Origin of the sequence: Stenotrophomonas maltophilia (assembly GCF_047782825.1) — a bacterium.
Classification (GTDB): domain Bacteria; phylum Pseudomonadota; class Gammaproteobacteria; order Xanthomonadales; family Xanthomonadaceae; genus Stenotrophomonas.
This window is the reverse complement of record NZ_CP180589.1, coordinates 558939-570935: the sequence shown is the minus strand read 5'-3', so window position 1 is coordinate 570935 and position 11997 is coordinate 558939. Positions and strand designations below refer to the sequence as shown.

At 66.8% G+C, this 11997-nt stretch carries 11 protein-coding genes; 10 read left to right on the top strand and 1 reads right to left on the bottom strand.

The features are described from left to right. Nucleotides 1-536: 536 nt before the first annotated feature. Nucleotides 537-1888 (top strand): IS3 family transposase gene (locus tag ACM2ZB_RS02660; protein WP_416056775.1). Its coding sequence is split into 2 segments (ribosomal slippage): nt 537-984 and nt 984-1888, totalling 1353 coding nucleotides; the frame shifts between segments, so codons are not numbered across the junction. A gap of 168 nt (nt 1889-2056) precedes the next feature. Here the strand turns inward: ACM2ZB_RS02660 and ACM2ZB_RS02655 are convergent. Continuing rightward, a complete protein-coding gene (locus tag ACM2ZB_RS02655; protein WP_416057314.1) occupies nt 2057-3037 on the bottom strand; it encodes a helix-turn-helix domain-containing protein in 981 nt (326 codons plus the stop codon). Nucleotides 3038-3721: 684 nt separating this feature from the next. On the opposite strand from ACM2ZB_RS02655, the gene ACM2ZB_RS02650 reads away from it, so the two are divergent. The 9 genes from ACM2ZB_RS02650 (at nt 3722) to ACM2ZB_RS02610 (ending at nt 11997) form a co-directional block, all read left to right on the top strand. Further along, a complete protein-coding gene (locus tag ACM2ZB_RS02650; RefSeq protein ID WP_313435676.1) occupies nt 3722-3901 on the top strand; it encodes a Flp family type IVb pilin in 180 nt (59 codons plus the stop codon). A gap of 102 nt (nt 3902-4003) precedes the next feature. Beyond that, on the top strand, nt 4004-4549 hold the full coding sequence (locus ACM2ZB_RS02645) for an A24 family peptidase (protein ID WP_416057313.1): 546 nt from the start codon (nt 4004-4006) through the stop codon (nt 4547-4549). Further along, complete coding sequence (locus ACM2ZB_RS02640; protein WP_313435672.1) at nt 4546-5019, top strand: TadE/TadG family type IV pilus assembly protein; 474 nt, start codon at nt 4546-4548, stop codon at nt 5017-5019. The genes ACM2ZB_RS02645 and ACM2ZB_RS02640 overlap by 4 nt, the downstream gene beginning before the upstream one ends. A gap of 23 nt (nt 5020-5042) precedes the next feature. Then, nucleotides 5043-6089 (top strand): Flp pilus assembly protein CpaB, encoded by a 1047-nt coding sequence (cpaB, locus tag ACM2ZB_RS02635; protein ID WP_416057312.1) that lies wholly within the window; start codon nt 5043-5045, stop codon nt 6087-6089. Nucleotides 6090-6107: 18 nt separating this feature from the next. After that, nucleotides 6108-7466: a type II and III secretion system protein family protein gene (locus ACM2ZB_RS02630; RefSeq protein WP_416057311.1), complete on the top strand. Its 1359-nt coding sequence runs from the start codon at nt 6108-6110 to the stop codon at nt 7464-7466. 23 nt (nt 7467-7489) lie between these two features. Further along, a complete protein-coding gene (locus tag ACM2ZB_RS02625) occupies nt 7490-8746 on the top strand; it encodes a fimbrial protein (protein WP_313435669.1) in 1257 nt (418 codons plus the stop codon). Then, entirely contained in the window at nt 8731-10080 is a 1350-nt protein-coding gene (locus tag ACM2ZB_RS02620; RefSeq protein ID WP_313435667.1) for a CpaF family protein, read from the top strand. The genes ACM2ZB_RS02625 and ACM2ZB_RS02620 overlap by 16 nt, the downstream gene beginning before the upstream one ends. Before the next feature lie 2 nt (nt 10081-10082). After that, entirely contained in the window at nt 10083-11039 is a 957-nt protein-coding gene (locus ACM2ZB_RS02615; protein ID WP_416057310.1) for a type II secretion system F family protein, read from the top strand. A gap of 28 nt (nt 11040-11067) precedes the next feature. Next, nucleotides 11068-11997: a type II secretion system F family protein gene (locus ACM2ZB_RS02610; protein ID WP_416057309.1), complete on the top strand. Its 930-nt coding sequence runs from the start codon at nt 11068-11070 to the stop codon at nt 11995-11997.

The following is an 11997-nucleotide window of genomic DNA, read 5'->3' as shown; positions in this document are numbered from 1 at the left end:
CGCAAAACCGGCAGAAGGGGGTTTATCGGCCGGGTTGCACCCGGCGCCCGCCGGAGCCAGGGCAGCGTCAACGTCAACGTCAACGACAGAAGCGGGCTTTCCGTGGGATGGCGGGGTGGGTCCGGTTGAGGGGGACGCCGTAAACCCGTCCATGGGCGCTTGGTCGCGGCATCCATGCCGCTCACACCCCCTCAACCGGACCCACCCCGCCTTCGACAGACTGCCGCGATCTGTCAGAACGGCACGGGGTCGGAGCCCGTTGCTGCGCAACGGGCTCCGACCCCTGTTCCAGCAGATTCGATTTAGATCGAATCAAAATTCGAAGCACCAGATAACCAGAAATAATTTAGATCGAAATAATGATTGAAACCAGAAGGTTCGCCATTCCAGAAGAGCAAATCCAATCGTCATCGGAATCTGTCGGGAGTGGGGCGGTGTGGGCTTGCAGGACCGCAGGCGCCATGGATGGCGCCTACGAGCCCCCAAGGTGAAGTGACCCCCTGGAGTTGGACACCTGATCCAACCCAGAGGGTTACATGAACAGATATGAGGTTCGTTTCAAATTGCAGGTGGCTAAAGAGGCCTGCAACACCTCCACATCGGTCAAGGCTGTTGCCCGCCGTCATGGCCTGGAGTTCTCCACGGTGAGGCGGTGGGCAGCGACCTACCGGCTGCATGGCCGACCGGGGTTTGACCGCAAACCGCGGTCCTACGATCTCCAGTTCAAACTTGCGGTCCTGGAGAAGATGAGCCAGGACGGAATGTCCGCGCGTGAGGCCACCACTTACTTCCAGATTGGCGATGCCGGCGCAGTGGGGCTGTGGCGGCGGCTGTATGCTAAGGGGGGTGCCCAAGCGTTGGCACCGCCACCATTACCGCCTCAAAAGCCGATGAAAAAGACCCGCTCGTCCAAGCCTGCCGAGGACATGAGCCGCGATGAGCTCCTCAAGGAAGTGGCCTACCTGCGTGCGGAGACCGCTTACCTAAAAAAACTCGATGCCTTGATCCGGGAAGAGCAGGCGGCGCGAGATGCAAAGCGCAAGCCGTCCAAGGATTGAGGCAGATCTACGCACTGCCGCTGTTGCTCGAGGCGGCCGAGCTCTCTCGCAGCACGTTCTATTACCAGATCAACGCCTTGGCCCATCCCGATGAGGGCGAGGCGGAGCTGCGTGAGCGCATCCGCGCGATCTACGACGAGAACCAAGGGCGCTACGGCTACCGTCGCATAACACTGGAGCTGGCCAATCAGGGCCAGGCCATCAACCACAAGCGGGTACAGCGGCTGATGGCCGAGCTGGGCCTGCAGTCGCGGGTACGCATCAAGCGCTATCGCGCGTTCAAGGGAGCGGCCAATGTCGTGGTTCCCAACGACCTGGGCCGCCAGTTTGAGGCTGAGATGCCCAATCGTAAGTGGGTGACCGATGTAACCGAGTTCAAGGTGCAGGGCATGAAGCTCTATCTTTCGCCGATCATGGACCTCTACAACGGCGAAATCGTGACTTACAAGATGAAGCGTCGACCAGTATTCGACCTGGTGGGTGAGATGCTGGATCAAGCGATCAAGAAGCTTTCGCCCGCAGATCGACCGATGATTCACTCGGACCAAGGCTGGCATTACCAGCACGAAAACTACCGCCACAAGCTCGCAACGCACTCGCTGAAACAGAGTATGTCCCGGCGTGGCAACTGCCTGGACAACGCGGCCATGGAGAGCTTCTTCGGGACGCTGAAGTCGGAATTCTTCTACCTGAACACCTTTGACAGCATCGAAAGTTTGGAAGCCGGGCTGGTGGAATACATCCGGTACTACAACGAAGACCGTATCCGACTGAAACTAAAGGGTCTGAGCCCGGTAAAGTACCGGGAACAGGCCGCGCTGGCCGCCTGATCCCCAACTGTCCAACTTTTGGGGGTCACTTCAAGGATGGGTTTACGGCGTGTCCTGCAAGCCCACACCGCCCCGCCCAGCAAACAGAAAACCAGAGCCGCTTTTGACGTTGATCTTGACGTTGACGTTGCATCGGCGGGTGCAGGGCGCAGCCCTGCCGAAAATACCCTACGCCGGCTGCCCCAACTGCGCCGGCGCGCGCATCAACGTATCCCGCGGCAACTCCCCGAACACCTTCCGGTAGTTGTCCGCGAACCGCGACAGATCCCACAACCCGCAACTCAAGGCAATCGCCTTCACCGACCGCCGGCTGGCGTCGGCCATCGACAGGCTGCGGCAGGCCGCGCACAGGCGCAGCATCGACAGATAACGGTTCGGCGATGTCCCGAACAGGTCCTCGAAGGCATAACGCAGGCCGCGCTCGCTCACGCCGGCGGCATCACAGATCTCATTCATGTAGATGTTGCGCCGCAGGTTGAGGCGCATGAAATTCTCCGCCCGCTGCGCGATCAGGTAATGCGTGCGGCGCGCGCGGCTGCAGGTCGGGCGGTCAGCGGCGCCCGCCGCCAGCAGCGCCTGCACATGCTCGTGCAGCAGATGCTCGGTTTCCTCGGCCTGCAGGCCACTGCCCTGCCCCAGCTGCCAGTCCAGTGCCTGGTAGTGCTGCGCCAAGGGTGCGACATCCTGCCCAAGGGTGAAAAGCGACAACGCCTGACCAGCCGGTGGCGTGCTGCGCAGGCTCAATTCGGTCAACTTGCGCTGCACGCGCGCCACCGGCACCAGCATCAACGTCATGCGCGTGCCGGGGCTGAGGGTGAATTCACTGATGCCTTCCGGCAGCACGGTCAGCGCCATGCCGGGGGTGAGCGGTACGCCATGGCACCAGCTCAATGCGTCGTCGGTCGCGTGGATATAGCCCAGCATCGCCCAGTCGGGCGGCAGCATGAAGCGGCCACGGCAATGGAACCCGCAGGTGATGCTGCAGAACAGGGCCTCTTCGTGTACCCGCGAAGCGAACGCCGCACGCGGACCGTTGCCATCCAGCAGCAACAGTTCCACGTCGCACACCCGGAGTACTCCGCTCAACGTCGCCAGGTCGATTGACCTGAGACCGTCGTCGCCGTTGTCGCCTACCGCACCATCGACCATGACAGTGTCGTCCCCCGTTGGCCCGCCGCGCTTCCGCCCCCACTGCCTGACTGGGCGTCACCGCTTCAAAGAGCATTGTCCCTTGCCGCGATGGCCACCGCCGGACTACGGCGCCATCCATGAATATAAATTGCTCCGTCGTGAGTATGCCCGATAATAGGCGCAGGTGAATGTGAAGCATTTTTCATGATGAACCCGTTGCCGTCGTGAAGAAAATGCGACGGAGTGCGGCACGGTTCTCGCATGCGCGATTAACCCGATCACGCGCTCTCCACGTCGGTGAATCGTTTTGCCGGCGAAAGGATATTGGTCACAGAAACGGCCTGAAACTTTCAGGGTTTTCTCGAATCTGCCGAATTTGCATATAGGTTCCGGTTGCAGCGGACCGCCATTCAGGCAAAGTCGATATCACGGTGATCCGGCCCGCGCATCGGGCCGCGCCCAAGGGGAAACATGAGCGCCTGCCTGCGAAAGATCGGTTCGACCCATGGCCCGGCGCCGTGTAGTTGCCGGCGCGCGGCAGCGACCCACCCCGGGAACGATCACCCCGTTCGAGTGCGGCGGAGCACCCGCCGCGCCTCCCTTGCCAGGATGGCGGGGGCCTACGGACCGTCCCGAGGGAAGCGGGAGCCCGGCCCAAGCAGCAATCCTGCCATGACTGACAGGTAGAGGGAGACAACCGTCATGAACGCATCCATCCGCAAGTTCCTGAAAGAAGAAGACGGCGTGACCGCGCTGGAATACGGCCTGCTGGCCGCAGTGATCGCCGGCATCCTGATCGTGGTCGCACGCGACCAGCTCACCACCTTCTTCACCACGCTGTTCACCCGCCTGCAGACCATCGCCGCCCAGGCCACCACCTGATCGGGGCGGCACCAGCGCTGGCCGCGAGAGCGGCCATGGCGCTGGCTGCCGGCGGAAGGTTGCTGCAACAGGTCCAATGAAGGACGACGGGGGAAGCGTGCGATGACGCTGCTGGGCTTGCTGGCCATCGGAGTGTGCCTGCGAATCGCGATCAGCGATCTGTTCGCGCGTCGGGTGCCCAACACCTGGCTGCTGGCGGCGTGCGCGCTCGCCGTGCCCCTGCTGGTCGCCGGCCAGTTCAGCACGCCACGGCTGCCCTGGGCGGCCCATCTGCTGGGCGCGGTGATCGGCCTGGTCGCCCTGCTGCCGTTCTACATGGTGCGCTGGATGGGCGCCGGCGACGTCAAGTTCTTCGCCGTGCTGGGCCTGCTGCTGGGCTGGCAGGCGCTGCTGCCGGTGTGGATCGTGGCCAGCCTGGCGGCAGGCGCGCATGCGGTGCTGGTGCTGGCCTCGCGGCAATGGGGCACGCACCTGCCGATGCGCCTGCAGATGCAGGTCAGCCGCGCCAGCGCGCACTGGCATGCACACCCGGCGTCGCGCGGTCTGCAGGCCGCGCGCCAGGGGCGCCAGGGCATTCCCTATGCCGCTTATCTGGGTCTGGCGGCCATCGGCTGGATTCTGGTCACCACCTACGGAGGTGGCGCATGAAACGCAACACCGCTCGCCGCCAGCGCGGCGTGATCACCGTCGAATACGCGCTGATGCTGATGCTGGGGCTGCTGCCCCTGCTGCTGTTCACCTTCTCCGGGGTGATGATCATGGCCGCGCAGCAGACGCTGGCAATGGCTTCGGCGGAAGGCGCACGCGCGTCGCTGCGCCATGCGTCCCCCAATGACCGGCGCACCGCCGCTTGCCTGGCCGCGCGCAGATCCATGCAGTGGCTGCTGCAGTTTTCCGGACAGAACCCGGACTGCACTGCCGGTGGCAGTGGCCCGATCGTGGTCGCGCCGGCGGCGCCCTGCGCCGGCATGGCCACGGCGCAGTGCATCACCGTCACGGTCAGCTACGACTACGCCGCCCGCCCCTTCCTGCCTGGCACCGCCACGCTGTATGGCTGGGTGATGCGGGCCCCCATCCGCAGTACCGCGGTCGCCCAGCTCGACCTCGGCAGCAACTGACGACCGGTACAGGAGACGGATCCATGCTCAAGTTGACCCGCGTCGCCGCCATCGCCCTGATCGCCCTGGCCGTGCTGTTGGCCCTGGTTGCGGTGGTGATCGGCCGCAAGCCTGCACTGGACAGCACTGCCAGCGCGCCGACGGTGCAGGCCGACGCGCAGACCCACAGCGTGGTCGAGGCCGTGGCACGGCTGCCCGCGGGCGAACCGATCAGCGCCAACGGCGTGCGCCTGGCACAGCGCACCGGCGCCTCCAGCGGTGCCGCAACCGATCTGACCAGCGTGGTGGGCCGCGTGCCCACCCAGGACATCGCCGAAGGCACCGCCATCAACGATGCCTTGCTGGCGCAGGGCTTCTCGCTGCAGCTGCGCCCCGGCGAACGTGCACTGGCCGTGCCGGTGGACGAACTGGTCGCTGCCGGCAACCGCATCCTGCCGGGCGACTTCGTCGATGTCTTCCTGAACCTGCGCAGCGCACCCGGCACCTACAACGGGCAGCCGGAGGTGGCACAGACCCGCCTGCTGCTGTCGCGCCTGCGTGTCCTCAGCTACGGCCAGCAGGACATCGCGGTTGCCACCACCGCTCCCGCCAACGGAAGCGCTGAGGCGCCGCGCAACGACCCGCGCGCGGCGGACATCACCGGTTCGTCCAACCACGCCAGCAGCAACGGCGGCGATGCCACCCAGCCCGCGCGCAGCGCAGTGCTGGCCGTGCCGGTTGCCGAAGCCAACCGCCTGCTGCTGGGCGCGCAGCAGGGCAAGCTGTTCCTGGCCCTGCGCAACCCGGCCGACACTGGCCTGCCCGATGTCGCGCTGTTCCCGCAGGCACGCGGCGTGCTTGATCCGCTGCGCGGCCTTGATGGCGAGCAGCAACAGGCGCTGCAGCGGCCGGAAAACAACGCCTACGCCGGCATCGATGGCGAAGCGCTCGCAGGCCGCGGCAACGCCTCGCAACGCGCCGGCGCCGATGCACCGGCACGTGCACCCAGCGCACGCCGCAGTGCACCGCGCGCGTCGTCCGGCATCGAGATCATCCGCGGCGACAGCGCCGCGCCCCGCGGCTCCCTTTGACACGAAACGAGAGCGTCCATGACCGAACGTCGCCCGAGCCCACGCCCTACTGTCCGCCAGCATTGGCTGGCCCTGCTGCTGGTGCTGCTGGCACCGGCGACGAGCGTGGCCGCCGACGATCTGGTGCTGCAGACCCGTGAGCAGCGTCCGTGGAGCCTGCCGGCCGACCTGGAACGGGTCGCCATCGCCGACCCCGGCGTAGCCGACATCGTGATGCTGCGCGGGCAGCGCCAGGCACTGCTGGTGGGCAAGGCCCCGGGCACGACCACCCTGCTGCTGTGGCACCGCAAGCAGGGTGAACCGCAGCGCGTGCAGGTGCGCGTGCAGAGCGCGGTGCAGGGGGCCGCCGACGCGGGCGGCAGCGGCCTGGTGTTCACCCAGCAGGACCAGCAGGGCCTGCTGCAGGGAAGCAGCGACAGCGTGCTGGCCCATATGCAGGAACAGAAGACCGCTGCGATGGCGCTGGGCAAGGACGGCCAGCTGGCCGACGCCTCCACCATCAGCAGCGGTGGCGTGGTGCAGGTGGAAGTGAAGGTGGTCGAATTCAACAAGACCGCCCTGAAGCAGATCGGCATCAGCTTCCAGAACCGCAACGGTGGCTTCGCCTACGGTTTCGCCCGCCCCGGCGGCATCCTGCCCGGCAATACCGGCATCCTGCCGGGCATGAAGGAAGGCGAGTCGAGCAACGAAAACGAGTCGCCCATTTCCTCGGCCTTCCGCCTGGTGTTCGGTTCGACCAAGGGCCTGTGGAATGCCGATGTGGACCTGCTGCAGGCCAACGGCATGGCGCGGGTGCTGGCCGAGCCGACCCTGGTCGCGCTGTCGGGCCAGAGCGCCAGTTTCCTGGCCGGTGGCGAACTGCCTATCCTGGAACCGCAGGGCCTGGGCACCACCACGGTGACCTACAAACCGTTCGGCATCGGCCTGACGGTGACACCCACGGTGCTGGCACCCAACCGCATCGCACTGAAGGTTGCCCCCGAAGCCAGCGACCTGGACTACACCAATGCCATCGCCCTGAACGGCGTGCAGATTCCCTCCATCACCACCCGCCGCGCGGATACCACGGTCGAGCTGGGCGACGGCGAGAGCTTCGTCATCGGCGGCCTGGTCAGTTCAACGGTGGCTTCGACGGTGAACAAGATTCCGCTGCTGGGCGACCTGCCGATCATCGGCTCGTTCTTCCGCAACTTCGACTACAAGCGCCAGGACAAGGAGCTGGTGATCATCGTCACCCCACGGCTGGTGCAGCCGCTGGCGCGCAATACCGAGCTTCCCCTGCCCGGCGACCGCGAAGCCAAGCCGCACATGCCCGAGTGGGGTGCGTGGCTGCTGGGCCCGATCAGCCAGGACCCTGTGCCCGGGTTCTCGCGCTGACCCCTGCCTGCGATGCCACGACCATGCCCTACGCAACCGCCCAGCCCCTGCATCCACAAGGACCACCGATGAACCTGGTCCTGTACGGCATGGACCGCGAACTGCTGCCACGGCTGGCGGCCAAACTGCCACCGTCCACGGTCCTGCACTGGCAGGACTGCGGCGAACCGACATCGGCGCAGGACCTGCAGCGTGGCCAGCAGAACCTGGTGCTGCTGGACTTCCGCCCCGAGCATGCGGCCGCGTCCACGGTGCTGGCCCAGCAGCTGCAGCAGACCCAGCCCGAGCTGACCCTGGTTGCCGTGGGCGCCACCGCTGCCGGCCAGGTGGAAGGCGTGGTGATGGCCCTGCGTGCCGGCCTGCGCGATGTGCTGGACCTGGACAGCGACAACACCGGCATCGAAGCCGCCCTGCGCCGAGCGCTGTCACCGCGCCCGGCGGCCAACGTACAGCAGGCGCACAAGGCACGCCTGATCGTGCTGTTGGGCGTCCGTGCCGGCGTCGGCACCAGCACCCTGGCCGCACACCTGTCGGTGCTGGCACAGCAGACCCACCTGCTGGCCCAGGGCGAAAGCAACCCGCAGGACGGCCTGCTGCTGGAAGTGGCCCAACCCGCCGGTGATCTGGCGCTCTACCTCAACCTGGACAGCCGCTTCCACTACGAAGACGCGCTGCGCAATGCCAGCCGCATCGATGCCACCCTGGCACGCACGGCCATGGCGCGGCACGCCAGCGGCCTGGTGCTGCTGGACCGCGCCAGCGGCAGCGATGCCCTGCCGCCGTCCGACCCATCGGCCCTGCTGCAGCGCCTGCGCGGCGTGTTTTCCAGCGTGCTCTGCGATGCCGGTGGCTGCCCGCTGCGGCAGCTGCCGCCGTTGCTGCTGGACCAGGCCGACGAGATCTGGCTGGTGGCCGATGCATCCATTGCCACCCTGGTATCGCTCGACCATGCACTCAAGCATCTGTCCGGCCAGCGCGAACGCGAGAAGCGCCTGCAGCTGGTGATCAACCGCCATGACGACAGCAGCGGCATGAGCCCGGAGCAGATCGCACGCCGTTTCGAACTGCCGCTGCTGGCCACGCTGCCCGAGCGCCCCCGCGTGCGTGCCGCCGCCAGCCACGGCCACCTGCTGCTGCAGGACGCCCCGCGTGACCCGTACCTGCGTGCCCTCGCCCCACTCGTCCAGCGCCTGGATCCGGCTGCCTGTCCGGTCCAGGCCCATGGCCTGCGGGAAAGACTTGCCCTTGCCCTGGGTGGACCGCAATGGAAGACAAAGTGACCCCGTTCCCGCACCTGGTGGCCCGCAGCGTCGTGCCCGACAGCGCGCCGGCCAACCTGCCGTTCGCACAGACCGAGCAGTACCAGAAGGTGCTGTCGGCCGCGCATGAGCACCTGCTCAACAGCATCGAAGACGAGCGCATCGACATCGATTCCTGGGCGCCGGACACCATCGCCCGCTGGGTGCAGGTGCAGACCGTCAGCTTCATCCAGGAATGGCGCATTCCCATCAATGAAGAAGAAATGCAGGTGGTGGCCGAAGGCCTGGTCAAGGAACTGACCGGATTCGGGCCGCTGGACGACCTGCTGCACGACCCGACCATCGAGGACATCCTCATCAACGGGTTCAAGGACGTGCACGTTTCGCAGGGCGGCCAGCTCAAGCGCGCCACCCAGCGCTTCACCGATGACACCCACCTGCTGCGCATCCTGCGCCGCATCCTCGCCCCGCTCGGCCGGCGCCTGGACGATTCCAACCCGATGGTCGATGCGCGCCTGCCCAACGGCGGCCGCCTCAACGCGATCATCTCGCCGCTGGCGGTGGATGGCCCCATGGTCTCCATCCGCAAGTTCCGCAAGGACCCGTTCACCCCGGACGAACTGCTGGCCAAGGGCACCTTCGATGCCCCCATGCAGGCGCTGCTGAAGGCGATGGTGCTGGGCCGCTGCAACATCCTGGTCTCCGGTGGCACCAGCTCGGGCAAGACCTCGCTGCTCAACGCGCTGGCCAGCTACGTGCCGGCCAACGAGCGGGTGATCACCGTGGAAGACACCGCCGAACTGTCCCTCAACCACCCGCATGTGGTGCGCCTGGAAAGCCGCATCGGCGGTGCCGAGGGCCATGGCGCGGTCAGCATCCGCGACCTGGTGCGCAACAGCCTGCGCATGCGCCCGGACCGCATCGTGGTGGGCGAAGTGCGTGGCGCCGAAGTTCTGGAAATGCTGCAGGCGATGAACACCGGCCACGACGGTTCGATGGCCACCATCCATGCCAATTCCCCACGTGACTGCCTGTACCGCATCGAGATGCTGGCCGGCTTCGCCGGCTTCCAAGGCAGTGAGGACAGCCTGCGCCGGCAGATCGCCAGCGCCATCGATTTCATCGTGCAGATCTCGCGCCTGGGCAGTGGCCGCCGTGTGCTTGTGTCCATCACCGAGATCACCGGGGTCAGCGACAACCTGATCACCACCCAGGAAATGTTCCGTCACGAAGTGCAGTCCGATGGCAACGGCAAGGAGATCGATCGCTGGATCGGCCTGGGCTTCCACCCGCATTCGCACAAGCTGGAGCCGTTCCGGCAGCTGCTGCGCGAATCGCTGTACGGGGATCTCTGAGCATGGGCACCGGCCTGCTGCTCGGTGTGCTGAGCCTCATTTCGGTGCTGCTGGCGCTGGCCGTCTGGCTGTGGGGCTCGGCCAGCAGCCGCGAACAGCGGCAGGCGTCGCTGCAGCATGCCGAACAGCAGCTGGCCCGTGGCAGCGCCACGCCGCTGGCCGCCAGCGATGGCAACCGGACGCCTGTCAACGCGGCGGCGCCGCCGTCCACCGCCGGCCGCCGCAGCCTGCCCTGGGATGCGCTGCTGCAACGCGCCGGCCTGCCCGTCGGCTGGAAGGTGCCGCTGCTGGTCGTGGTACCGGGGCTGGCGCTGTCGGCACTGGCGGTCCTGCGTCTGGGCACAGCCTGGATGTTTCCGCTCACCCTGCTGCTGTACCTGCTGGCTGCAGGCCTGTGGCTGGCCCGGCGCACGGCCCGGCTGAAGGCGCGGTTGCTGCACCAGCTGCCGGATTTCCTCGACAACCTGGTGCGCCTCACCGCCCTCGGCAACAGCCTGCAGGCCGCCTTCCAGGTCGCCTCGATGCAGACCTCCGCGCCCCTGCGCGGGCTGCTCGATACCACCATGCGCTATGCCCGCAGCGGCATGGACCTGGACCGCGCCCTGAATCTGGCCGGCCAGCCCTACCGCATGGAGGTGCTGGGCGTACTGGCCGTGGTGATGGGCGTGAGCGTGCGCATCGGTGGCCGCGCCGACCAGATCCTGCAGCGCATGGGTGATTTCATGCGCGACCTGGAACAGGCGCAGCAGGAGTTGGCGGCCACCACGTCCGAAACCCGCATGTCGGCCTGGGTGCTGGGCCTGCTGCCACCGGCCAGCGTGGTGCTGATGGCCATCGCCAGCCCGGATTTCTTCCAGCCGGTGCTGCACGATCCGCTGGGCCACAAGATCCTGCTGATGGCGCTGGGCCTGGAGCTGGTCGGAGGCTTCCTGCTCTATCGCCTGGCGCGCTCGCTATGAACGCACCGGCCTGCCTGGGAGACCGCCGTTGAACGCCAGCGTCTGGTTCGTGGCTGCATTGCTGGTGCTGGCGGCCGGGGTGGCCCTGCTCGGCCTGGGCGGCTGGGTACGCAGCCACCGCGAGGACCGCAGCGCAGCCACCCTGAAGACCGCGCTGCAGCCACGCGAACCGGGTGCCGCCGAAGAGACGGCACGCAGGGATTCACTGGGTTGGCTGGAGCGCTTCGGCCGCGCCCTGGGGGGCGGCCGCCTGGAGGCCGCGCTGCTGGCCAGTGAGGATCGCCTGCTGCTGGACCTGGCCGGCTGGAACACCCGCCGCGGCACCGCCATCTATCTGGGCCTGCGCCTGCTGCTGGCCCTGTTGGTGCTGCTGGCCGCACTCGCCTTCAGCGATGCCAGCGGCGTATCGCGGTTGATGGTGATGATCGGCGCATTGGCCGCAGGCTTGCTGCTGCCCAAGTTCATGCTCTCGGCCTGGGTGAAGCGCCGCCGCCGCGCGGTGAACAACGAGCTGCCGCTGCTGATCGATCTGCTGCGCCTGCTGCAGGGCGTGGGCTTCAGCATGGACCAGAGCCTGCAGACGCTGGGCGACAAGTTGCGCGAAGCGCTGCCGGTGCTGGGCGGCGAGATCCACGAGGCCAACGTGGCCTACACCCACGGCCGCACGCGCGCGCAGTCGCTGCGCCGGCTCAGTGATGTGTACGGCGATGATGACCTGTCCAGCCTGGTGCAGCTGATCCTGCAGGTGCACGCGCATGGCGGTGCGGTGCAGGAGCCGCTGCGCCAGTTCAGCCTGCGCCTGCGCGAGCAGCGGCGGAATTCACTGAAAGAGAAGGTCGGCAAGCTGTCGGTGAAGATGACCGTGGTGATGATGCTGACCCTGCTGCCAGCGCTGATGCTGGTACTGGCTGGACCGGCGCTGGTGGCGCTGGCCAGGACCCTGGCGAACATGGGATGA

Bases quoted from the DNA above. Each gene is read 5' to 3' on its own strand.
- ACM2ZB_RS02615 (WP_416057310.1), top strand. From the start codon at position 10,083: ATGGGCACCGGCCTGCTGCTCGGTGTGCTGAGCCTCATTTCGGTGCTG.
- ACM2ZB_RS02645 (WP_416057313.1), top strand. From the start codon at position 4,004: ATGACGCTGCTGGGCTTGCTGGCCATCGGAGTGTGCCTGCGAATCGCG.
- ACM2ZB_RS02620 (WP_313435667.1), top strand. From the start codon at position 8,731: ATGGAAGACAAAGTGACCCCGTTCCCGCACCTGGTGGCCCGCAGCGTC.
- ACM2ZB_RS02625 (WP_313435669.1), top strand. From the start codon at position 7,490: ATGCCCTACGCAACCGCCCAGCCCCTGCATCCACAAGGACCACCGATG.
- ACM2ZB_RS02630 (WP_416057311.1), top strand. From the start codon at position 6,108: ATGACCGAACGTCGCCCGAGCCCACGCCCTACTGTCCGCCAGCATTGG.
- ACM2ZB_RS02640 (WP_313435672.1), top strand. From the start codon at position 4,546: ATGAAACGCAACACCGCTCGCCGCCAGCGCGGCGTGATCACCGTCGAA.
- cpaB (WP_416057312.1), top strand. From the start codon at position 5,043: ATGCTCAAGTTGACCCGCGTCGCCGCCATCGCCCTGATCGCCCTGGCC.
- ACM2ZB_RS02655 (WP_416057314.1), bottom strand. From the start codon at position 3,037: ATGGTCGATGGTGCGGTAGGCGACAACGGCGACGACGGTCTCAGGTCA.
- ACM2ZB_RS02650 (WP_313435676.1), top strand. From the start codon at position 3,722: ATGAACGCATCCATCCGCAAGTTCCTGAAAGAAGAAGACGGCGTGACC.